The sequence below is a fragment of the Micrococcus lylae genome (assembly GCF_900163825.1).
GTDB lineage: Bacteria > Actinomycetota > Actinomycetes > Actinomycetales > Micrococcaceae > Micrococcus > Micrococcus lylae.
Window position 1 is genome coordinate 1 of record NZ_FUKP01000059.1, and the last position, 22435, is coordinate 22435.

Annotated in this window: 17 protein-coding genes; 5 read left to right on the forward strand and 12 right to left on the reverse strand. The window is 71.5% G+C overall.

Annotation, left to right across the window (positions count from 1 at the left end):
• Positions 1-302: 302 nt before the first annotated feature.
• A complete protein-coding gene (locus FM125_RS08375) occupies positions 303-1274 on the reverse strand; it encodes a heme o synthase (protein WP_245829918.1) in 972 nt (323 codons plus the stop codon).
• 274 nt (positions 1275-1548) lie between these two features.
• On the opposite strand from FM125_RS08375, the gene tkt reads away from it, so the two are divergent.
• Genes tkt through FM125_RS08400 form a run of 5 tightly spaced genes read left to right on the forward strand, consistent with a single transcriptional unit; the run spans position 1549 to position 9014 of the window.
• On the forward strand, positions 1549-3720 hold the full coding sequence (gene tkt / locus FM125_RS08380) for a transketolase (protein WP_425435815.1): 2172 nt from the start codon (positions 1549-1551) through the stop codon (positions 3718-3720).
• 2 nt (positions 3721-3722) lie between these two features.
• The gene (tal, locus tag FM125_RS08385; RefSeq protein WP_070638289.1) at positions 3723-4850 is read left to right on the forward strand and encodes a transaldolase; all 1128 of its coding nucleotides are present in this window, start codon (positions 3723-3725) and stop codon (positions 4848-4850) included.
• Positions 4851-4907: 57 nt separating this feature from the next.
• A complete protein-coding gene (locus tag FM125_RS08390) occupies positions 4908-6509 on the forward strand; it encodes a glucose-6-phosphate isomerase (RefSeq protein ID WP_087134293.1) in 1602 nt (533 codons plus the stop codon).
• Positions 6499-8076: a glucose-6-phosphate dehydrogenase gene (gene zwf / locus FM125_RS08395; protein ID WP_070638284.1), complete on the forward strand. Its 1578-nt coding sequence runs from the start codon at positions 6499-6501 to the stop codon at positions 8074-8076. The genes FM125_RS08390 and zwf overlap by 11 nt, the downstream gene beginning before the upstream one ends.
• The gene (locus tag FM125_RS08400; protein WP_067188965.1) at positions 8073-9014 is read left to right on the forward strand and encodes a glucose-6-phosphate dehydrogenase assembly protein OpcA; all 942 of its coding nucleotides are present in this window, start codon (positions 8073-8075) and stop codon (positions 9012-9014) included. Before zwf ends, FM125_RS08400 begins: the two co-directional genes overlap by 4 nt.
• A gap of 72 nt (positions 9015-9086) precedes the next feature.
• Here FM125_RS08400 and secG read toward each other — a convergent pair whose 3' ends face one another.
• The 11 genes from secG to uvrA form a co-directional block, all read right to left on the reverse strand.
• Positions 9087-9338 carry a preprotein translocase subunit SecG gene (gene secG / locus FM125_RS08405; RefSeq protein WP_067188963.1) on the reverse strand — a complete coding sequence of 84 codons (252 nt, stop codon included), beginning with the start codon at positions 9336-9338 and terminating at the stop codon, positions 9087-9089.
• Positions 9339-9418: 80 nt separating this feature from the next.
• The gene (tpiA, locus tag FM125_RS08410) at positions 9419-10213 is read right to left on the reverse strand and encodes a triose-phosphate isomerase (protein WP_070638281.1); all 795 of its coding nucleotides are present in this window, start codon (positions 10211-10213) and stop codon (positions 9419-9421) included.
• A 3-nt stretch (positions 10214-10216) separates the two neighbouring features.
• The gene (locus tag FM125_RS08415; protein WP_067188959.1) at positions 10217-11461 is read right to left on the reverse strand and encodes a phosphoglycerate kinase; all 1245 of its coding nucleotides are present in this window, start codon (positions 11459-11461) and stop codon (positions 10217-10219) included.
• A 148-nt stretch (positions 11462-11609) separates the two neighbouring features.
• Complete coding sequence (gene gap, locus FM125_RS08420) at positions 11610-12617, reverse strand: type I glyceraldehyde-3-phosphate dehydrogenase (RefSeq protein WP_067188957.1); 1008 nt, start codon at positions 12615-12617, stop codon at positions 11610-11612.
• A 153-nt stretch (positions 12618-12770) separates the two neighbouring features.
• Positions 12771-13397: a superoxide dismutase gene (locus tag FM125_RS08425; protein ID WP_067188955.1), complete on the reverse strand. Its 627-nt coding sequence runs from the start codon at positions 13395-13397 to the stop codon at positions 12771-12773.
• Between the two features lie 160 nt (positions 13398-13557).
• Positions 13558-14565 carry a DNA-binding protein WhiA gene (gene whiA, locus FM125_RS08430; protein WP_067188953.1) on the reverse strand — a complete coding sequence of 336 codons (1008 nt, stop codon included), beginning with the start codon at positions 14563-14565 and terminating at the stop codon, positions 13558-13560.
• Positions 14556-15698, reverse strand: coding sequence for a gluconeogenesis factor YvcK family protein (locus FM125_RS08435; protein WP_087134294.1), 1143 nt, complete (start codon positions 15696-15698; stop codon positions 14556-14558). Before FM125_RS08435 ends, whiA begins: the two co-directional genes overlap by 10 nt.
• On the reverse strand, positions 15695-16627 hold the full coding sequence (gene rapZ / locus FM125_RS08440; protein ID WP_087134295.1) for an RNase adapter RapZ: 933 nt from the start codon (positions 16625-16627) through the stop codon (positions 15695-15697). The genes FM125_RS08435 and rapZ overlap by 4 nt, the downstream gene beginning before the upstream one ends.
• 55 nt (positions 16628-16682) lie before the next feature.
• Positions 16683-18713: an excinuclease ABC subunit UvrC gene (gene uvrC, locus FM125_RS08445; RefSeq protein ID WP_087134296.1), complete on the reverse strand. Its 2031-nt coding sequence runs from the start codon at positions 18711-18713 to the stop codon at positions 16683-16685.
• The gene (locus tag FM125_RS08450) at positions 18706-19380 is read right to left on the reverse strand and encodes a lysophospholipid acyltransferase family protein (RefSeq protein ID WP_087134297.1); all 675 of its coding nucleotides are present in this window, start codon (positions 19378-19380) and stop codon (positions 18706-18708) included. Before FM125_RS08450 ends, uvrC begins: the two co-directional genes overlap by 8 nt.
• 118 nt (positions 19381-19498) lie before the next feature.
• The gene (gene uvrA / locus FM125_RS08455; RefSeq protein ID WP_371327618.1) at positions 19499-22378 is read right to left on the reverse strand and encodes an excinuclease ABC subunit UvrA; all 2880 of its coding nucleotides are present in this window, start codon (positions 22376-22378) and stop codon (positions 19499-19501) included.
• Between the last annotated feature and the right edge of the window lie 57 nt (positions 22379-22435).

The window sequence follows — 22435 nt, forward strand, 5'->3', positions numbered from 1 at the left end:
ACGTGCGCTCGATCCGATCCAGGGCCTGCGAGGAGCGCTCTCGTTCGGATCGAAGGCACCGTGCCACCCCAGCCCCGCCACACACGTGCGCTCGATCCGATCCAGGGCCTGCGAGGAGCGCTCTCGTTCGGATCGAAGACGCCGGGCCGTGTCTGCGGCGCCAGGCCGGTTGCGCTCGATCCGAACCAGAGCGCGCCAGGCATGCTCCGTTTCGGAACGAGGGCTTCCAGGGGGCGGAGACACGCGACTGGCCCCTGCCGGCGTGAGGCGAGGGGCCGTCGTCGGGAATCAGGCGGGGAGGCTCAGCCGCCGAAGGTCATCAGCGGGGCGCCCACGAACGGGTCCACAGCCAGCGCGATGAACAGCAGGGTCAGGTAGGAGATCGAGAGGTGGAAGACCTTCATGGCCTTGCGGTCCTCGAAGTCGCTGCGGGTCGCCTGACGCTGCAGCACGTGCGACTCCCAGACGAACCAGCCGCCCACGCCCACGGCCACCACCGTGTACACGATGCCGGCCCAGCCCAGCGGGACGAGCAGCAGCGAGCAGGCCACGGTGGCCCACGCGTAGAGGACGACCTGGTTGGAGACGTGGTGCGCGGAGGCGGTGGCGCCGAGCATCGGGACGTCGGCGGCCTGGTAGTCGCGCTTGTACTTCATGGACAGCGGCCAGTAGTGCGGCGGAGTCCACAGGAAGATCACCACGAACAGAATGATCGCGGGCCACTCGATCGTCTCGCGGACCGCGGCCCAGGCGATGAGCACCGGGAAGCACCCGGCGATGCCGCCCCACACGATGTTCTGCTCGGTGCGGCGCTTGAGGATCAGCGAGTAGACGACCACGTAGAAGAAGATCGCCGCCGCGCCCAGCAGGCCGGCGAGCCAGTTGGCGCCGACGGTGAGGATCACCAGGGACAGGACGGTGAGCACCCACGAGAACACCAGGGCCTCGCGCGGTGACACCTCACCGGTCACCAGCGGACGACGCTCGGTGCGCTTCATGATGCGGTCGATGTCCCGGTCGATGTAGCAGTTGAACGCGCCCGAGGCGCCTGCGGCCATCGCGCCGCCCACCAGGGTGGAGAGCATGACGAACACGTCCGGGAAGCCGCGCTGGGCGAAGATCATGGTCGGCAGCGTGGTCACCAGCAGCAGCTCGATGACACGCGGCTTGGTGAGCTCCCAGTAGGCGCGCGCCTTGCGCTTGAAGCCGACGGGTTCGCCGGCGACGCGGCCGGGGTGCTGCTCGGCTTCGGCGGTGCGGTCAACGGCGGTCACGGGCGACTCCACGGTGGATGACATCGACTTCTTCACGGGGGCGGGGACGGGGGCGGCCCGCTGGACGCACTACCGGAGCGCAGGCACGGTGAGTGCAGATGGGCCAACCTCCAGTGTACCGCGGATGGTGTCCGCCGGGCGGGCAGGGGGCGATCCCGCGCAGTCTCGGGCGATAGGCTTGCCGCGGCGGCGTGTCCGCACCGGCCGAGCGACCGGTGGGAGCGCCGTGGACAGAGATCGCCCGCCCGTGAGGAGTTCCGACGTGAACGAGTCCATCGCCCGCCCCGCCCTCGACCGGACCCGGCCGGCCCGCGGCCACGTCTACGGGGAGAAGGACCGGGCCGTGGTGGACACGCTGCGCGTGCTCGCCGCCGACGCCGTGGAGAAGGCCGGCCACGGCCACCCCGGCACCGCGATGTCCCTGGCCCCCGTGGCCTGGGAGATCTTCCAGAACGTCCTTCACATCGACCCGTCCGACCCGCACTGGGCCGGCCGGGACCGCTTCATCCTCTCCGCCGGCCACTCCTCGCTGACGCTGTACCTGCAGCTGTTCGCCGCCGGTGCAGGACTTGAGCTCGAGGACATCGAAGCACTGCGCACCGAGGGCTCCAAGACCCCGGGCCACCCCGAGGTCAACCACACCACCGACCACGTCGAGATGACCACCGGCCCGCTCGGCCAGGGTCTCGCCTCCGCCGTGGGCTTCGCCTACGACCAGCGTCGCGTGCGCGGCCTCCTGGACCCGGACGCTCCGGCCGGAACCTCGCCCTTCGACCACCACGTCTTCGTCGTCGCCGGCGACGGCGACATCCAGGAGGGTGTCACCTCCGAGGCGTCCTCGCTCGCCGGCACCCAGGAGCTGGGGAACCTGGTGGTCGTCTACGACGCGAACCGCATCTCCATCGAGGACGACACGGACATCGCCTTCACCGAGGACGTCGCCGCCCGCTACCGCGCCTACGGCTGGCACGTGCAGGAGGTGGACTGGACCAACGGCGCCGACGGTCACGAGGTCACCGAGTACACCGAGGACACCGCCGCCCTCCACGAGGCACTCGTCGCGGCCAAGGCCGAGACCGGCAGGCCCTCGATCATCATCCTGCGGACCGTCATCGGCTGGCCCGCCCCCACGAAGAAGAACACCGGCGGCATCCACGGCTCCAAGCTCGGCGAGGACGAGCTGCGCGCCGTCAAGGAGCAGCTCGGCTTCGACCCGGACACCATGTTCGCGGTGGACCCGGGGCTCCTCGAGCACGCCCGATCGATCGAAGAACGGTCCGCGGCCTACCGCGCGACGTGGGACCAGGCCTTCGCTGCCTGGCGTGAGGCGTGCCCGGAGAAGGCCCGGCTCTACGACCGCCTCGCCGCCGGCCGGACGCCCGAGGGCCTGGAGGACGCGCTGCCCAGGTGGGAGCCCGGCTCGAAGGAGGTCGCCACCCGTGCCGCGTCCGGAGAGGTGCTCACCGCCCTCGCCGACGTCATGCCCGAGCTCTGGGGCGGCTCCGCCGACCTCGCCGGCTCCAACAACACCACCATGAAGGGCGAGCCCTCGTTCATCCCGGCCGACAGGTCCACGAAGGCCTGGGCCGGACACCCGTACGGCCGCACCCTGCACTTCGGCATCCGCGAGTTCGCCGCCGGATGCATCGTCAACGGCATCGCCCTCGGCGGCCTCACCCGCGCCTACGCCGGCACGTTCCTCACCTTCTCCGACTATCAGCGCCCCGCGGTGCGCCTGGCGGCCCTGATGGGCGTCGGCTCCGTCTTCGTGTGGACCCATGACTCCATCGGACTGGGCGAGGACGGACCCACCCACCAGCCGGTCGAACACCTCGCCTCCCTCCGGGCCATCCCGAACCTGGACGTCGTCCGCCCGGCGGACGCGAACGAGACCGCCTGGGCCTGGCACACGGTGCTGAACCGTCCGGACCGTCCCGCCGGCCTCATCCTCTCCCGTCAGAGCCTGCCGGTCCTGCCCCGCGGCGACGGATTCGCGGAGGCCTCCGAGGTCGCTCGCGGCGCCTACGTGCTCGTGGACGGCGCCGACGCCGAGGGCAACGCCGCCGACGCCCGCGTGCTGCTGGTCGCCACCGGCTCCGAGGTGAAGCTCGCCGTTGCGGCCCGCGAACAGCTGCAGGCCGCCGGCATCCCCACCCGCGTGGTGTCCGCACCGTGCCTGGAGTGGTTCGCCGAGCAGGACGTGGAGTACCGCGCCGCCGTGCTGCCGGACGGGCCGGCCGCCCCCGTGCGCGTGTCCGTCGAGGCCGGCGTGGCCCAGCCCTGGTTCGAGCACACCGTCACCGCAGGCTCCCGAGGCGCCAGGATCAGTCTCGAGCACTACGGCGAGTCCGCCTCCGGTGAGCGCCTCTTCGAGAAGTACGGCTTCACCGCCGAGAACATCGTCTCCGTCGCGCAGGACCTGCTGGCGGAGCGGAAGGAGTCCTGAGCATGGTCGAGCAGGCAGCACAGAACCCGAACACCGCGACCCTCGCGGCCGCGGGCGTCTCAGTCTGGCTGGACGATCTGTCCCGCGCCCGCCTTGTGGACGGCTCGCTGGCGGACCTGGTGGCGACCCGGTCGGTGACCGGCGTGACCACCAACCCGGCGATCTTCCAGAAGGCCCTCGAGGACGCCGACGTCTACGCCGCGCAGCTGGACGAGCTCGCCGCGGCCGGCGCGGACGTAGACGCCGCCGTCACCGCCCTGACGACCCGCGACGTGGCCGGCGCCGCCGAGGTGCTCGCGCCCGTCCACGCCGCCACGGAGGGGGCCGACGGCTTCGTGTCCATCGAAGTCGACCCCCGGCTGGCCCGGGACACCTCCGGCACCATCCGCCAGGCGCGCGAGCTCGCCGAGAGGATCGGGCGGCAGAACGTCATGATCAAGATCCCCGCGACCGTGGAGGGTCTGCCGGCCGTCACCGCCGTGCTGGCCGAGGGCATCAGCGTCAACGTCACGCTGATCTTCTCGCTGCCACGCTACCGAGAGGTCGTCAACGCCTGGATGTCAGGACTCGAGCAGGCGCGCTCCCGGGGCCGGGACCTGTCCCGGATCCACTCGGTGGCCTCGTTCTTCGTCTCCCGCGTGGACACGGAGGTGGACCGCCGCCTCGAGCAGATCGGCGGCGACGCCGTGCGGCTCAAGGGCGGGGCCGGGGTGGCGAACGCCCGCCTGGCGTACCGCATCTTCGACGAGTCCCTGCAGACCGAGCGCTGGCGCCTCCTCGAGGCCGCCGGCGCCCCGGTGCAGCGCCCGCTCTGGGCCTCGACCGGTGTGAAGGACCCCGCGCTGCCGGACACGCTCTACGTCACCGAGCTCGTCGCCGAGCGCTGCGTGAACACCATGCCCGCGGCCACCCTGGAGGCCGTCGCCGACCACGGTGAGATCGTCCCGGCGGTCATCCCCGGCGGCTACGCCGACGCCGACGCCCACCTCGACGCGATCGGCCACGCCGGGGTCTCCTATCGTGAGGTCGTGGACGTCCTCGAGGCCGAGGGCCTGGAGAAGTTCGAGACCGCCTGGGAACAGCTCCTGGACTCCGTGTCCGAGGGCCTGGCCTCCCGCCGCACCCGCTGACCGCCCACCGCCCGCACCGACTCGCCACGCGCACCGCGCAACCAGAAGGAGCACGCCATGAGCACCCTCGGACTGAGCGCCACCGGCGCCGCACTCGACGCCGTCGACCGTCACGTCCCCACCCTCGTCGAGGAGCGCTTCGCCTCCCGCCTCGCCGCAGAGGACCCGACGCTCTGGGGGCCGGCCGCCGAGGAGGAGTCCTCGAAGCGTCTGGGCTGGATCGATGCGGTCGCCCGTTCCCGTCCGCTGCTGCCGCAGATCTCCGAGCTGGCGGAGACGCTGCGCGGCGAGGGCGTGGACCGGGTCGTCCTCGCCGGCATGGGCGGCTCGTCCCTGGCCCCGGAGGTCATCGCCGGCACCGCCGGCAAGGAGCTCACCGTGCTGGACTCCACCGACCCGGACCAGGTGCGCGCGGCACTGACCGACCTGGACCGCACCGTCCTGGTGGTCTCCTCCAAGTCCGGCTCCACAGTGGAGACCGACTCCCAGCGCCGCATCATGGCCGAGGCGTTCACCGCCGCGGGCATCGACGCGGCCTCCCGGATCGTCGTGGTCACCGACCCGGGCTCGCCGCTCGAGCAGACCGCCGTGGAGGCCGGCTACCGGGCTGTCTTCACGGCCGATCCGACCGTCGGCGGACGCTACTCCGCGCTCACCGCCTTCGGCCTCGTCCCGGCCGGGCTCGCCGGGGTGGACGTCGAGACCCTGCTTGACGACGCCGAATCCGTGCTCGACCTGCTCACCGAGGACGACGCGGACAACCCGGGCCTGCAGCTCGGCGCCGCGCTCGGCGGCACCCTGCCGCTGAGGGACAAGCTGATCGTCTCGGACGCCGGTTCGGGCATCGTCGGCTTCGGCGACTGGGCCGAGCAGCTCATCGCCGAGTCCACGGGCAAGCAGGGCGTGGGCCTGGTGCCGGTCGTCGTCGACGACGGCGCCCCTGAGACCTCGTCTGACGCCGCGGACCTGCTCCAGGTGGTCCTCTCCGGAGACCTGGACGGCGTCGCCGCCCCGGCCCACGGCGTGGTCGTCTCCGGCTCGCTCGGCGCCCTGCTGCTCGTCTTCGAGGTGGCCACCGCCGTCGCCGGCCGACTGCTGGGCATCAACCCGTTCGACCAGCCGGACGTGGAGGCCGCCAAGGCCGCCGCCCGTGAGCTGCTGGACTCCCCCGTCGTCGCCGAGGAGCGCGGCGACGAGGTGGAGGGCATCGCCGTCTCCGGCCTGCCCGCCGACGCCGACGCCGGCTCGCTCACGGACGTCCTGCGCTCCACCCTGGCCCTGCTGCCCGAGGACGGCTACCTGACCGTCCAGGCCTACATGGACCGCCACGCCGACGCCGATCTGGAGGCCCTGCGCCCGGTCCTGGCGCAGGCCTCCGGCCGTCCGGTCACCTTCGGCTGGGGCCCCCGCTTCCTCCATTCGACCGGCCAGCTGCACAAGGGCGGCAGGCCGAACGCCGTGGTGCTCCAGCTGACCGCCGATCCCGCCGCAGACCTCGAGGTCCCGGAGCGTCCGTTCACCCTCGGCCGTCTCATCGCCGCCCAGGCCTCGGGCGACGCCGCCGTGCTCGCCGACCACGGCCTGCCGGTGGTCCGCCTGCACCTGACCGACCGCACCGCGGGCATCGCCGCCCTGCGCACCGCCGCAGATGCGCTCTGAGCCCTCCCGCGCGCAGCGCTGGGCCACCGTGTCCAACCCGCTCCGCGACCCGCTGGACCGCCGGCTGACCCGCATCGCGGGTCCGTCATCCCTCGTGCTCTTCGGCGTCACGGGCGACCTGGCCCGCAAGAAGCTGCTCCCGGCGATGTACGACCTCGCCGGCCGGGGCCTGCTGCCCCCGGGGTTCTCGCTGGTCGGCTTCGGCCGCCGTGAGTGGTCCGACGCGGACTTCGCCGAGTACGTGCGCGCCGCCGTGGAGGCCGGGGCCCGCACGCCGTTCAACGAGACCGTCTGGCAGCAGTTCTCCGGCGGCCTGCGGTTCATCTCCGGCGCCTTCGACGACGACGCGGCCTACGAGCGTCTCGTGGAGGTCCTGACGGAGCTGGAGTCCTCGCGCGGCACCCGGGCCAACACGGCGTTCTACCTCTCCATCCCTCCGAGCTGGTTCGAGGAGGTCTGCCGCCAGCTGGCGGAGGTCGGCCTGGCAGAGGACTCCGGGGACCGGGACGCCGCCTGGCGTCGGGTGGTGATCGAGAAGCCCTTCGGCCATGACCTGGACAGCGCCCGCGAGTTGAACGAGGTCATCGAGCGCGTGTTCCCGCCCGAGTCAGTGTTCCGCATCGACCACTACCTCGGCAAGGAGACGGTCCAGAACATCCTCGCCTTCCGCTTCGCGAACCGGATCTTCGAGCCGCTCTGGTCCGCCGAGCACGTGGACCACGTGCAGATCACGATGGCCGAGGACATCGGCATCGGCGGCCGCGCCTCCTACTACGACGGCGTCGGCGCCGCCCGCGACGTCATCCAGAACCATCTGCTGCAGCTGCTCGCCCTGACTGCCATGGAGGAGCCCCTCTCCTTCGACGCGGACCACCTGCGGGCCGAGAAGGAGAAAATCCTCGCCGCGGTCGAGGTGCCCTCCGATCCGCGGGAGATCGAGGCCGCCTCGGCACGCGGCCAGTACACCTCCGGCTGGCAGGGCGGCGAGCAGGTCACCGGCTTCCTGGACGAGGAGGGCTTCAACCCCGCATCGACCACCGAGACCTACGCCGCCCTCAAGGTCGGCATCCGGACCCGCCGCTGGCAGGGCGTGCCGTTCTACCTGCGCGCCGGCAAACGCCTGGGGCGCCGCGTCACCGAGATCGCCGTGGTCTTCAAGCAGCCGCCGCACCTGCTGTTCCCCGTGCGCCCGGGTGACGAGTTCGGCCAGAACGTCGTGGTGATCCGCGTGCAGCCGGACGAGGGCGTGACCCTGCGATTCGCCTCCAAGGTGCCCGGCACCCAGTCCGAGGTCCGTGACGTGACCATGGACTTCGGCTACGGCCACGCCTTCACCGAGGACTCGCCGGAGGCCTACGAGCGGCTGATCCTGGACGTCCTGCTGGGCGAGCCGCCGCTGTTCCCCCGCCAGGCCGAGGTGGAGCTGTCCTGGCGCATCGTGGACCCCTTCGTGAAGCACTGGGAATCGATGCCCGGCCAGCCCGAGCCCTACGACCCCGGCTCCTGGGGGCCGCCCTCGGCACACGACCTGCTCATCCGCGACGGCCGGCAATGGAGGCGCCCGTGAAGATCCGCATGGAGGACACCACCACCTCGGAGGTGGCCAAGCGCATCACCCGGCTGCGCGAGGCCGGCGGGGTGGTCACCCTCGGCCGCGTGCTGACCCTCGTGATCAGCACGGATCTCGACGGCGTGGAGAAGGCGCTCGATGCCGCGAACGCCGCGTCCCTCGAACACCCCTGCCGCATCATCGTGCTGGCCCTCGGCGACCGCACCGCGCAGAACCGGCTCGACGCCGAGATCCGCGTCGGCGGGGACGCCGGCGCCTCGGACGTGGTGGTGCTGGCGTGCCACGGCGCCAATGCAGAGCCGACCGAGGCCCTCGTCTCCGCCCTGCTGCTGCCGGACGCGCCGATCGTGGTCTGGTGGCCGGGGGTCGCTCCGCACGTGCCCTCCGAGACCCCGCTGGGCCGGCTGGCGCACCGCCGCATCACGGACACCGCCGCGTCCCCCTATGCCGAACGCGCCCTCTGGGCCCGCCGAGACGGCCATCGGGCCGGGGACACCGACCTGGCGTGGACCCGCCTCACCCTGTGGCGGAACCAGCTCGCCGCGATCCTGGACGACCAGGATCCGCGCGAGATCCGGTCAGTCACCGTGGACGGCGCCCCGGACTCCCCCTCGACGCTGCTGCTGGCCGCCTGGCTCACCCAGGCGCTGCGGGTCCCGGTGACCATCGCCCACACGAAGCGCGGCCACGGCATCCGCGCCGTCCGCCTGCGCCGCCACCGCGGTGACATCGTGCTCTCGCGTTCACAGTCCGCGGTGGCCAGGCTCTACCAGGCCGGCCGTCCCGTGCAGCGCATCTCTCTGCCCCGCCGCACCGACCAGGACTGCCTGGCCGAGGAGCTACGCCGCCTGGACCCGGACGAGATCCTGGGCCGGGTCCTCTCGGAAGGCCTGCCCCGGACCGATCTGGAGGCTGTGCAGGCCAGTGAGCGCTGACAGACGCGAAGGCCCCCTCCGTGCGCGGCGAGAGCGCCGGGCACGGAGGGGGCCGTCGTCGAGGTCCTTCGGTCAGAACTCCACGTTGAGGCGGGCGATTAGTCCGATCAGGACGATCATCACCGCCCAGAGCACCGCGGTCGTCACGGTGACGCGCGCCAGCAGCTTCTGCGAGGCCCCCGAGGCGGACATCGAGGAGGACACACCGCCGCCGAACATGTCGGAGACGCCGCCGCCGCGGCCCTTGTGCAGCAGCACCAGCAGGATCAGCAGGACGCTGGACAGCGCCACCAGGACCTGCAGGATCACCATCAGGATGTCCACGGATCACTCCTCGTGAGAGGGCGGAGGGACCACATCCGGCCCCTGCGCCGTGATGTTCTCGGCTCGGGAATCCCGCCTGCTCAGGAGGCGGAGTCGAACTGGACGATCCTAACAAACTCGTCCGCGTCGAGGCTGGCACCGCCGACCAGCGCGCCGTCCACGTCCGGCTGCGCGAGCAGCTCGGGCGCGGAGGCCGCCTTGACGGAGCCGCCGTAGAGGATGCGGACCGACGCGGCGGTCTCCTCCCCGGCGAGGCGCTCGAGCTCGGCACGCAGGGCGGCGCACATCTGCTGGGCGTCGTCGGCGCCGGCGACCTCGCCGGTGCCGATGGCCCACACCGGCTCGTAGGCCACCACGACCCGGCCGATCTGCTCGGCGGACAGCCCGTCCAGGGCCGCCGTCAGCTGGGCCACGGTGTGGTCCACGTGCCGGCCTGCCTGGCGGACCTCCAGGCCCTCGCCGACGCAGAGCACCGGCACCAGGCCGTGCTCGAGCGCGGCGGCCACCTTGGAGGCCACCACGGCGTCGTCCTCAGCGTGGATCTCGCGTCGCTCCGAGTGCCCCACGATCACGTAGGTGCAGTCCAGCCTGGCGAGGAAGGCGCCGGAGACGTCGCCGGTGTAGGCGCCGGAGGCGTGCGGGGACAGGTCCTGGCCGCCGTAGGCGAGCTCGAGGCGGTCGCCCTTGACGAGGGTCTGGACGCTGCGCAGGTCGGTGAACGGCGGGAAGACCGCCACCTCCACCCGGTCCTGGTCGTGGCCGGCGTCCTTCAGGCCCCAGGCGACCTTCTGGACGAGGTCCACGGCCTGCATGTGGTCCAGGTTCATCTTCCAGTTGCCCGCGATCAGCGGGATGCGCGCAGTCTGCTCTGCCATGGCTCAGGCCTTCCCGCCGGACAGGGCCGACACGCCCGGCAGCTCCTTGCCCTCGAGGTACTCCAGGGAGGCGCCGCCGCCGGTGGAGATGTGGCCGAACTGGCCGTCCTCGAAGCCCAGGGTGCGCACGGCCGCGGCCGAGTCGCCGCCGCCGACCACGGACAGGCCGCCGGCCGCCGTGGCCTCGGTGAGACCCTGGGCCACGGCGCGGGTGCCCTCGGCGAAGGCCGGGAACTCGAACACGCCCATCGGACCGTTCCAGAACACGGTCTTGGCGCCGGCGACCTCGGCGGCATAGGCCTGGGCGGTCGCGGGGCCGATGTCCAGGCCCATGGCCTTGTCGCCGTGAGTCCCGGAGGCCAGGGCGTCCACCGGGAGGACCTCGTGCTCGGCGTCCTTGGCGAAGCCGGAGGCCATCACGATGTCGGTGGGCAGCACGATGGTGGCCGCGCCCTTGCCGGAGCGCTCCAGGTAGCCCTTGACGGTGTCCAGCTGGTCCTCCTCGAGCAGGGAGGAGCCGACCTCATGCCCCTGGGCCTTGAGGAAGGTGAAGAGCATCCCGCCCCCGATGAGCAGGGTGTCCGCCTTCTCCAGCAGGTTGTCGATCACGGCGAGCTTGTCCGACACCTTCGACCCGCCCAGGACCACCACGTACGGGCGCTCCGGGGACTCGGTGAGACGGGTGAGGACCTCCAGCTCGGTCGCCACGAGCGGGCCCTGGTAGGCCGGCAGCAGGGAGGCGATGTCCGCCACGGAGGCGTGGGCTCGGTGCACGGCGCCGAAGGCGTCGCCCACGTAGGCGCCGTCCGCGCCGGCGAGGGCGGCCATCTCCTTCGCGAGCTCCTGCCGCTCGGCTGCATCCTTGGAGGTCTCGCGGGCGTCGAAGCGCACGTTCTCCACCAAGAGGACCTCGCCCTCGGCCAGGGCTGCGGCCTTCTGCCGGGCGGAGGAGCCCGTGACGTCGTCGGCCAGGGCGACCTCGGCGCGGAGCAGCTCGCTCATGCGGGCGGCCACCGGGGCGAGGGAGAACGTCGGATCCGGCTCGCCCTTGGGGCGGCCGAGGTGGGCCATGACGATCACCTTGGCGCCGGCGTCGGCGAGCTCCTTGATGGCCGGCAGGGACGCACGGATGCGGCCGTCGTCGGTGACGGTCGAGCCGTCCAGCGGCACGTTCAGATCGGACCGGATGAGCACGGTGCGTCCGCGCACTCCCGCGGAGAGCAGGTCGTTCAGGGTCTGGGCGGTCATCGGGCGTCCTCCTTGGCGCGACGGGAACCGGGATGGGGTCGTGAGGGGGCACACGCGCGCTCGTCGGCGACGGTGCCGTCAGGTCGAGTCTAGGCAACGGCCCGCACCGACGTGCGGTCGGTGCGGGCCGTGGCTGTCACTGCCGCTCTCAGAGGGTGGCGGCGATGTGCGAGGTGAGGTCGAGCAGCTGGCAGGTGTAGCCGTACTCGTTGTCGTACCAGCCGATGATCTTGACGGTCTGGCCGATCGACTTGGTCAGCGGGGCGTCGAAGGTGCAGGCGGCCTCGGTGGTGACGATGTCCGAGGAGACGATCGGGTCCTCGGAGTACACCAGGCGGCCCTTCATCTTCTCGCTCTCGGCGGCCTTCTTGAAGGCGGCGTTGACCTCGTCGACGTCCACGTGGCGGGTCAGCTCGACGGTGAGGTCGGTGGCGGAGCCGGTGATGGTCGGCACGCGCATGGCGAAGCCGTCCAGCTTGCCCTCGAGCTCCGGGATGACCGCGCCGATCGCCTTGGCTGCACCGGTGGAGGTCGGCACCATGTTCTGCGCGGCGGCGCGGGCACGGCGGCGGTCCTTCTTGTGGACGTTGTCGTGCAGGTTCTGGTCGCCGGTGTAGGCGTGGATGGTGGTCATGATGCCGTCGACGATGCCGAACTCGTCGTTCAGCACCTTCACCATCGGGGCCAGGCAGTTGGTGGTGCAGGAGGCGTTGGAGACGATGTGCATGGTCTGCGGGTCATACTTGTCCTCATTCACGCCCATGACGAAGGTGCCGTCCACGTCCTTGCCCGGGGCGGAGATGACGACCTTCTTGGCGCCGGCGTCCAGGTGGGCCTTGGCCTTCTCGCCGGAGGTGAAGATGCCGGTGCAGTCGATCACGATCTCGACCCCCAGCTCGCCCCACGGCAGCGCAGACGGGTCCGGTTCGGCGAACATCTTGACGGTCCGGCCGTTGACGACCAGGCCGTCGTCGGCCAGCTCGAGCTCCCCCGGGAAGGTGCCGAGGATGGTGTCGTACTTGGTCAGGTAGAACAGGTCCTCATTGTCGGCCAGATCGTTGATGGCCACGAGCTCGAGGTCGGGAGTGCGGTCCAGGATGACGCGGAGGGCGTTGCGTCCGATGCGTCCGAATCCGTTGATGGCGATCTTGGTCATGCGTGCCTCTGTTCCTCGCGCCCTCGGACGGGCGCATGCTGGTTGTTGACGGTGGGGACGGACGTGGGGCTGCGCCGGCGGGCGGCGCCGGGTGCGGGTCCGCCCGGACCCCGGGGCGGTGGCATGCCCCGGGGTCGCGAGCGGTGCGTCGGATCAGGCCGGCAGGACCAGGCCCGAGGCGCCGTTGCGGGCCGCCTCGAAGCGGGCCTGCACGTCCTCCCAGTTCACGATGTTCCAGACGGCCTTGACGTAGTCGGCCTTCACGTTCTGGTAGTCGAGGTAGAAGGCGTGCTCCCACATGTCCAGCTGGAACAGCGGGATGGTGGCCACCGGCACGCCGTTCTGCTGGTCGTAGAACTGCTCGATGACCAGGTTGCCGCCGACCGGCTCGTAGGCCAGGACGGCCCAGCCGGAGCCCTGGATGCCGAGGGCCGCGGCGGTGAAGTGCGCCTGGAACTTCTCGAAGGACCCGAAGTACTCGTCGATCGCGGCGGCGAGCTCACCGGTCGGCTTGTCGCCGCCGTCCGGGGAGAGGTTCTTCCAGAAGATCGAGTGGTTGGTGTGGCCGCCCAGGTTGAAGGCGAGGTCCTTCGACAGCTGGTTGATCGCGCCGAAGTCCTCGGCCTCGCGGGCGGCGGCCAGCTTCTCGAGGGCGGTGTTGGCACCCTTCACGTAGGTGGCGTGGTGCTTGGAGTGGTGCAGCTCCATGATGCGCGCAGAGATGTGCGGCTCCAGGGCGGCGTAGTCGTAGTCCAGCTCCGGCAGGGTGAATTCAGCCATGAGTCCTCCTCGGTTGTGTACGGTCCGATGCCGCCGTCCGGGACGCGTGCCCGGGCGCCTGCGGCATCCCTTCCGCCTCCATCCTTGTACGCCTCGGCCGTGCACGCCAGCCTCGGTCGGCGGGCGTGCACGGCTTCCGCGCACCGCGAACGGCAGGCGGTCAGTCGTGAAGTGCGGTGTCCTCGTCCAGGACGTCCTCGAGCTCCGGCACGACGGCCTCGGCGGTGCCCGGGATGCCCTGCTCGGCCGCCCGCTTGTCCGCGGTGGCGAGCAGGCGGCGGATGCGGCCGGCGATGGCGTCCTTGGTCATCGGCGGGTCGGCGAGCCGGCCCAGCTCGTCGAGCGAGGCCTGCTTGTGCTGGATGCGCAGCATGCCGGCGTAGCGCAGGTGCTCCGGCGCGTCCTCGCCCAGGATCTCCAGGGCCCGCTGCACGCGCGCCCCGGCGGCCACCGCCGCCTGGGCGGAACGGCGCAGGTTGGCATCGTCGAAGTTGGCGAGGCGGTTCGCGGTGGCGCGCACCTCCTTGCGGGTGCGGCGCTCCTGCCACTTCTGTGCGGTCTGCCCCGCACCGACGCGGGCGAGCAGGGAGGCGATGGCCTCGCCGTCGCGGACCACCACGCGGTCGGCTTGACGCACCTCGCGGGCCTTGGCCGCCACACCGAGCCGGCGGGCCGCGCCGACCAGCGCGAGGGCGGCCTCCGACCCGGGACAGGTGACCTCGAGGCTGGCGGAGCGTCCCGGCTCGGTGAGCGAGCCGTGGGCGAGCAGGGTCCCGCGCCAGACGGCAGCGGTGTCCGCGAGAGACCCGTTGACCAGGGCGGAGGGCAGTCCGCGGACGGGGCGGCCGCGCTGATCGAGCAGTCCGGTCTGGCGGGCCAGTGCCTCGCCGTCCTCCACCACGCGGATGACGTAGCGCTGGCCGCGGCGCAGGTTGCCGCCGGAGACGACCACGACCTCGGTCGCGTAGCCGAACAGCTCGACGATCAACTGGCGCAGGCGGCGAGCGGTGGCGCCGTGATCGAGCTCGGCCTCCACCACGATGCGGCCGGAGATGATGTGCAGTCCCCCGGCGAAGCGCAGCAGCGCGGCGACCTCGGCCCGACGCTCCGACGTGGTCGTCACCGGCACGCGCGCCAGCTCGTCCTTCAGGTCGGTGGTCAGGGCCATGCGGGGTCGTCTCCTTCAGGGCTCGTGTCGGGGCGGGCGGCGTCACCGGCGCAGCGGATCCGGTGCATGGCCTCCTCGAAGGCCACGGCGAGCAGCAGCGGGTCGTGGACGGCCCGGTCGCGGCCTCGGGACACTTTACTAAACAGGGTCTGGGCGCCCATCTCGGCGGCCACGGCCTCGAAGTCCTCGCGATCCCGCACGGAGCGCGGGCAGGCCAGGATCGCGTCGAACGAGAGCTCCGGCGCATAGGAGCGGATCACACGCAGCTGGTCCGCATGCGTCATGCCGGTGGTCTCCTGTGTTCCGGTGTGCAGGTTGGTGACGAACACCTTCTTCGCCGCGGAGGCGGTGAGCGCCTCCCGCATGGCCGGCATGAGCAGGTGGGGCAGCACCGAGGTGTACAGGGAGCCCGGTCCCAGCACCAGGAGATCCGCCTCGGCGATGGCAGTCAGGGCCTCAGCGGTCGGGTCTGCGTCCTCCGGGGTCAGACGCACGCCCAGCACCTGGCCTGTGCGCGCAGCCTCTGCGAGGGAGACCTGGCCCTCCACCTGCTGCCGACGCAGAGACCCGTTCGCCTCGGTCAGGACCGTACCCGCGATGGTCAGCGGAGTGCGGGAGGCCGGCAGCACACGTCCCTCGGCCCGGAGCAGCGCTCCGGCCCAGAGCAGACCGTCCACCGGGTCGCCGAGCAGCTCCCAGAGCGCCACGATCAGCAGGTTGCCGAGGGCGTGGTTCTCGAGCGTGGCCTCCTCGGCGGGCACCTTGGTCGCACGGAATCGGTGCTGCATCGCGGCCGCCCAGGTGCGTCCCCAGTCGTTGTCGTCGCAGAGGGCGGCCAGCGCCATGCGCAGGTCACCCGGAGGCAGGACGTCCATCTCGCGGCGAATGGTGCCCGACGAGCCGCCGTCGTCGGCCACGGTGACCACCGCGGTCAGGTCCCCGGCCACGTGGCGCAGGGCCCGCAGAGAGGCCGACAGCCCGTGACCGCCGCCGAGGGCGACGACGTTCGGACCGGAGGCCCCGCGAGACTCCCCGACGCCACGGGCCGGCGCGGGCGGCTGTCCCTCCACGGGGCGGGGGCGACTCCCGAGAACAGGGGGCAGGGGCAGCTGGGAGGTGTGGTGCTCGGTCATTCGCGCCCCATGTCCCGGTGCTTGACCTCCACCGTCACCTGGTCGAGCAGGCGCAGGCGGCGGGCCAGCTCCTCGGTGACGGCCACCGAGCGGTGCTTGCCTCCGGTGCAGCCGATGGCGATGGTCGCATAGTGCTTGTTCTCCCGCAGATACCCTTCGAAGACGGGCTCCAGCATGCGTGCGTAGGTCTCCACGAAGTCCATGACGCCCTCACGGCCGAGCACGTACCGGCTGACGGCGGAGTCCAGCCCCGTGTGCGGCCGCAGCTTCGGCACCCAGTGGGGGTTCGGTATGAAGCGCATGTCCGCCACGAAGTTCGCGTCCGTGGGCAGTCCGTACTTGAAGCCGAAGCTGACGAGGTTCAGCCGCAAGCGCAGCGGACCGTCGTCCGAGAAGAGCTGGGTGACCTGGCCGGCCAGGCCGTGGACGTTGAGCGCGGTGGTGTCCAGGACGAGGTCGGCGTGGGAGCGCAGGTCCCGCAGCAGCTGACGCTCGGCGCGGATGCCGTCCAGAAGCGTGCCGTTGCTCTGGAGCGGGTGAGGACGCCGCCCGGCCTCGAAGCGGCGGACCAGCACGTCGTCGTCGGCCTCCAGGAAGAGGATGCGGTACTCGAGCCCCTGGTTCTGCAGATTGTTCAAGGCCTGGCGCATGTCCGGCAGATGCGTGCGGGAACGGACGTCCACCACGATCGCCAGCCTGGCGAACGCCTCAGGCGACTTGGCCACGAGCGCCGAGAGGGTCGGCAGCAGCTGCGGCGGGAGGTTCTCCACCACGTACCAGCCGTGGTCCTCCAGCGCATGGGCGGAGGTGGTCCGCCCGGCGCCGGACATGCCGGTGATGACGAGGACCTCGGGATGCTGGGGCTTGTCCACCGCCGCAGACGAGTCGCTCGTCTCCGACGCGGCCGGGGGCAGGGGCTGCTCGCTCATGCCTCCACTCTATCCGCGCGCCGCCGGGCCCACTCCCCCGGGCCCACGTCCGGCCTCAGCCGTCGGCGCCCGCCTCCGCGCCTGCCGACGAGGACCCCGCCGCCTCGTCCGCGTCGCCCGCCTCCGCGCCTGCCGACGACGACCCCGTCGCCTCGGCCCGGCCCGCCGCCTCGTCCGCGTCGCCCGTCCCCGGGTTCAGCGCCGCGTCGATCGCCGCGGCCAGCTGCGGGCCGACGCCGGCGACCTCGGTCAGCCGGTCGACCCCGGCGCGGCGCATCTTCGCGACCGAGCCGAAGTGGGTGATCAGAGCGGTCCGTTTCGCCGGGCCGAGGCCGGGAACCCCGTCCAGGGCTGACTCGGTCATCGCCTTGGACCGGCGCTTGCGATGGCCGGCGATGGCGAAGCGGTGGGACTCGTCGCGCAGCCGCTGCAGCAGGTAGAGGCCCTGCGAGCTCCGCGGCAGCACGAGCGGGAACTCGTCGTCCGGCAGCCAGACCTCCTCGAGCCGCTTGGCCAGGCCCACCACGGGAAGGTCGTCCAGGCCCAGCTCCGCGAGCACGGCCACGGCGGCGGCCACCTGCGGCGGACCGCCGTCGACCACGACCAGGGAGGGCGGATAGGAGAAGCGGCGGGCGCCGTCGTCGTCCCCCTCCTCCACCTGTCCGGTGAGCGGGGCCCCCTCGGCACGCTCGGCGGCGAGCCGCGCGAAGCGGCGGCGGAGCACGTCCCGCAGGGAGGCGGTGTCGTCCCGGGCCGCCTCGCCGGTGACGTTGAAGCGGCGGTAGTCGGACTTCTTCGGCAGGCCGTCCTCGACGACCACCATGGAGCCGACCACGTTGGTGCCCTGGGAGTGGGAGATGTCGTAGCACTCGATGCGCAGCAGCGGCTCGTCCAGCTCCAACGCCTCCTGTAGCTCCTTCAGCGCAGCCGAGCGCGCCGTCAGGTCGCCGGTGCGCCGGGACTTGTGCAGGCTCAGGGCCATCTCGGCGTTCTGGCGGACGGTGTCCATCAGCTCGGCCTTGTCCCCGCGCCGGGGCACCCGGATGTGGACCTTGGAGCCGCGGCGGCCGGACAGCCAGGCGGCCGTCTCCTCCGGCTCCTCGGGCAGCACGGGGACGAGGACCTCGTGCGGGATGACGTCCTTGTCTGCGGCGTCGCCGTAGACCTGCTGGAGCAGCTGCTGGACCATGGCGGCGTCGTCCACGTCCTCCACGCGTTCCATCACCCAGCCGCGCTGGCCGCGGATGCGGCCCTGGCGGACGTGGAACACCTGGACGGCGGTCTCCAGCTCATCCGAGTGGAACGCGTAGATGTCCGCCTCGGTGTTCTCGGCCAGCACCACGGCGTTGCGCTCGAACACGCGCTTCAGGGCGGCGATGTCGTCCCGCAGCCGGGCGGCGTCCTCGTAGCGCAGGTCCTCCACGGCGGAGGCCATGGCCTTCTCCAGCTCGCGGATGAAGCGGCCGGCGTCCCCGGCCATGAAGTCGCAGAAGTCCTGGGCCAGCGCCCGGTGCTCGCTCGGGGAGATCCGTCCGACGCAGGGCGCCGAGCACTTGCCGATGTAGCCGAGCAGGCACGGCCGGTCCTGGGCCTGCGCACGGCGGAAGACGCCGGCGGAGCAGGTGCGCACGGGGAACACGCGCAGCATCAGGTCCACGGTCTCGCGGATGGCCTTGGCGGGGTGGAACGGGCCGAAGTACTTCACGCCCGGGCGCTTGTCCCCGCGCATCACCTGCACGCGTGGGAACTGCTCGTTCATGGTGACCGCCAGGTACGGGTAGGACTTGTCGTCCCGGTACATGATGTTGAACCGCGGCCGGAACTCCTTGATCCAGGAGTACTCCAGCTGGATGGCCTCCACCTCGGAGCCCACCACGGTCCACTCCACGGCCTGAGCGGTGAACACCATCGTGCGGGTCTTCGTGGCCAGGCGGGCGGGGTCCTGGAAGTAGGAGGACAGGCGGGCGCGCAGGTTCTTCGCCTTGCCCACGTAGATGACGCGGCGGTCCCGGTCCCGGAAGCGGTAGACGCCGGGACGGGTGGGGATCTCGCCGGCGGCGGGACGGTAGGAGGCTGGGTCAGCCACGGGACGCAGGCGGAGCGTTGTACGAGTCCACCCGCTCCTGGCCGGTGAGCGCGGCGATCGCGTCCATGACGGCGGCGGTGGCCTCGCGGCGCGCCGGCAGGGTGTGCCGGCGGCCGGGGTGGCCGAAGTGCAGGGGCTCGCCGAAGCGCACGGTGAACCGATGCGGCTTCGGGAGGCGGTCGTCCGGGGCCTGGAGCCGCTCGGTGCCGATCAGCCCGACCGGCACGACCGGGGCGCCGGTGGTCAGGGTCAGCCAGCCGACGCCGGTGCGGCCGCGGTAGAGGCGGCCGTCGCGGGACCGGGTGCCCTCGGGGTAGATGCCGACCCCGCTGCCGGTCTCCAGCAGCTCCACGAGGGAGTCGAGGGCGGCCACGGAGGCCGCCTGCTCACCGCGCTGGACGGGGATGGAGCCGACCGACTCGAAGAACCACTTCATCGCCTTGCCCTTCAGGCCGGGCGCGGTGAAGTACTCGGCCTTGGCGAAGAAGTGCACCATGCGAGGGGACAGCGCCTGCAGGATCACGGAGTCCAGGAAGGACAGGTGGTTGGAGGCGACGATGAACGGCCCGGCCGCGGGGACGTTCGCCACCCCCTCCACGGTGGGGCGGCACACGGCCCTGATCCCGAGGCCGGCGCTTCGGCGCAGCGGATCCGACGTCGTGGCCATCGAGCCGTCCCTCCCGGTCATGGTGCTTCCCGACGGCGGGCGGCTGGGTCCGCCCCGTCAGTGGTCCCCGTCATGCTACGTCAGCGCGGTCGGCCGACGACACAGGCGGCGGGGCGGGTCAGCCGAGCAGTTCCTTCAGGAACCGTCCAGTGTGGCTGGCCTGCACCCGTGCGACCTCCTCCGGGGTGCCGACGGCCACCACCTGGCCGCCGCCGGAGCCGCCCTCGGGGCCGAGGTCGACGATGTGGTCTGCGCATTTAATGACGTCCAGGTTGTGCTCGATGGTCAGCACGGTGTTGCCCTTGTCCACGAGGGACTGGAGCACGTGCAGCAGCTTCCGGATGTCCTCGAAGTGCAGGCCGGTGGTGGGCTCGTCCAGCACGTAGACGGTGCGCCCGTTGGAGCGACGCTGCAGCTCGGCGGCCAGCTTCACGCGCTGGGCCTCGCCGCCGGAGAGCGTGGTGGCCGGCTGCCCCAGGCGCACATAGCCGAGACCGACGTCCACGAGGGTGTTCAGGTAGCGCGAGATCTTCGTGTAGGAGCTGAAGAACTCGGCGGCCTGTTCGATCGGCATGTCCAGGACCTCGGCGATGTTCTTGCCCTTGTAGTGGACCTCGAGGGTCTCGCGGTTGTAGCGCGCACCGTGGCAGACCTCGCAGGGGACGTAGACGTCCGGAAGGAAGTTCATCTCGATCTTCAGGGTGCCGTCCCCGGCGCAGGCCTCGCAGCGGCCGCCCTTGATGTTGAAGGAGAAGCGGCCCTGCTGATACCCGCGGACCTTCGCCTCGGGGGTCTCGGCGAAGAGCTTGCGGATCGCGTCGAACACCCCGGTGTAGGTGGCCGGATTCGAGCGCGGGGTGCGGCCGATGGGGCTCTGGTCCACGTGCACCACCTTGTCCAGGTGGTCCAGCCCCTCCACGCTGCGATGGCGGCCGGGCACCTGCTTGGCCCCGTTGAGGCGGTTGGCCATCACCTTGTAGAGGATCTCGTTGATCAGCGTGGACTTGCCGGAGCCGGAGACGCCGGTGACGGCGGTGAACACTCCGAGCGGGATGGTGACGTCCACGTCCTGCAGGTTGTTCTCTCGGGCGCCGCGCACGGTGATGACGCGGTCCGGGTCACTCGCGCGGCGCTGGGCCGGCACCGGGATGCTCCGGCGGCCGGCCAGGTAGTCGCCGGTGATGGAGCGGGTGTTGGCCTTCAGGTCCTCCAGGGAACCGGAATGGACGACCTCGCCGCCCCGCTCGCCGGCGTGGGGGCCGATGTCCACGATCCAGTCCGCCTCGGCGATCGTGTCCTCGTCGTGCTCCACCACGATCAGGGTGTTGCCGAGGTCGCGCAGGCGCAGGAGCGTGTCGATCAGGCGCCGGTTGTCCCGCTGGTGCAGGCCGATGGACGGCTCGTCGAGCACATAGAGCACACCCACCAGGCCGGAGCCGATCTGGGTGGCCAGGCGGATGCGCTGGGCCTCGCCGCCGGAGAGGGTGCCGGCGGAGCGTTCCAGGTTCAGGTACTCCAGGCCCACGTCCAGCAGGAAGCTCAGGCGGGCCAGCAGCTCCTTGAGGACCTGGTCGGCGATGCGGCGCTCACGCTCGGTCAGCTCCAGGGCCTCGAAGAAGGCGAGCAGCTCGCGCAGCGGCAGGCGTGTGGCGTCCGCGATCGACTTGTCCGCCACGAGCACGTTGAGCACGGTGGGGTTCAGGCGCGCGCCGCCGCAGGCCGGGCACGGGATCTGGCGCATGTAGGACTCGTAGCGCTCTCGGGCCGAGTCCGACTCCGTCTCCCCGTGCTTGCGCTCGATGTACGGCATGACGCCCTCGAAGCCCGTGGTGTAGCGGCGCTCGCGGCCGAAGCGGTTCCGGAAGGCGACCTCCACCTTGAAGTCCTTGCCGTGCAGGACCGCGTGGCGGGCCTCCTCGGGCAGGTCGCGCCACGGCGTGGTGAGCGAGAAGCCCACGTCCTTGGCCACCCCGGCGAGGATGCGCTGCCAGTATTCGGCGGTGGACTTGCCCAGTGACCAGGGGGCGATGGCCCCCTCGGCCAGCGACAGCTCGTCGTTGGGGACCACGAGCTCCTCGTCCACCTGCAGACGGGAGCCGATGCCGGTGCACTCGGAGCAGGCGCCGAACGGGTTGTTGAAGGAGAAGGAGCGCGGCTCGATCTCGTCCACGGTCTGCTCGTGGCCGTTCGGGCAGGACAGCTTCTCGGAGAAGGGGCGGTAGCGCGGGGTGCCGTCCGCGCCGCGGCCGGAGAACTCTCCGGTGTTCTTCTTGCCCTTCTCCTCGACGACCTCCACGTCCACGAAGTCGGCGATCACGAGCCCGTCGGCGAGCTTCAGGGCGGTCTCTACCGAGTCGGTGAGGCGCTGGCGGATGCCTTCCTTCATGGCGAGGCGGTCCACCACCACGGCGATGGTGTGCTTGACCTGCTTCTTCAGGGTCGGAGGGTCCGAGAGCTGGACGAGCTCGCCGTCCACCACGGCGCGGGCGTAGCCCTGCGCGGAGAGGGAGGAGAACAGGTCCACGAACTCGCCCTTGCGGCCGCGGACGACCGGGGCGAGGACCTGGAAGCGGGTGCGCTCGGGCAGCTGCAGCAGCCGGTCCACGATCTGCTGAGGGGTCTGCCGGTCCACGGGCTCGCCGCAGTCCGCACAGTGGGGCACGCCGATGCGGGCCCACAGCAGGCGCATGTAGTCGTAGATCTCGGTGATGGTGCCCACGGTCGAGCGCGGGTTGCGGTTCGTCGACTTCTGGTCGATCGACACGGCCGGGGACAGACCCTCGATGAAGTCGACGGCCGGCTTGTCCACCCGTCCGAGGAACATGCGGGCGTAGGAGGACAGCGACTCGACGTACCGGCGCTGGCCCTCGGCGAAGATCGTGTCGAACGCCAGGGAGGACTTGCCGGAGCCGGACAGGCCGGTGAACACGACCATGGAGTCGCGGGGCAGGGAGACGTCCACGTCCTTGAGGTTGTGCTCGCGTGCTCCCTGGACCACGATCCGGTCCGGGTCGGCGGTGTCGCCCGCGTGGCCGTGCGGTCCTGCGGCGAGTCC

Coding starts and splice junctions, on each gene's coding strand:
- FM125_RS08425 (WP_067188955.1), bottom strand. CDS start 13,397: ATGGCTGAATTCACCCTGCCGGAGCTGGACTACGACTACGCCGCCCTG.
- FM125_RS08390 (WP_087134293.1), top strand. CDS start 4,908: ATGAGCACCCTCGGACTGAGCGCCACCGGCGCCGCACTCGACGCCGTC.
- FM125_RS08450 (WP_087134297.1), bottom strand. CDS start 19,380: ATGGCCACGACGTCGGATCCGCTGCGCCGAAGCGCCGGCCTCGGGATC.
- whiA (WP_067188953.1), bottom strand. CDS start 14,565: ATGGCCCTGACCACCGACCTGAAGGACGAGCTGGCGCGCGTGCCGGTG.
- zwf (WP_070638284.1), top strand. CDS start 6,499: ATGCGCTCTGAGCCCTCCCGCGCGCAGCGCTGGGCCACCGTGTCCAAC.
- rapZ (WP_087134295.1), bottom strand. CDS start 16,627: ATGAGCGAGCAGCCCCTGCCCCCGGCCGCGTCGGAGACGAGCGACTCG.
- tpiA (WP_070638281.1), bottom strand. CDS start 10,213: ATGGCAGAGCAGACTGCGCGCATCCCGCTGATCGCGGGCAACTGGAAG.
- FM125_RS08415 (WP_067188959.1), bottom strand. CDS start 11,461: ATGACCGCCCAGACCCTGAACGACCTGCTCTCCGCGGGAGTGCGCGGA.
- tal (WP_070638289.1), top strand. CDS start 3,723: ATGGTCGAGCAGGCAGCACAGAACCCGAACACCGCGACCCTCGCGGCC.
- gap (WP_067188957.1), bottom strand. CDS start 12,617: ATGACCAAGATCGCCATCAACGGATTCGGACGCATCGGACGCAACGCC.
- FM125_RS08435 (WP_087134294.1), bottom strand. CDS start 15,698: ATGACCGAGCACCACACCTCCCAGCTGCCCCTGCCCCCTGTTCTCGGG.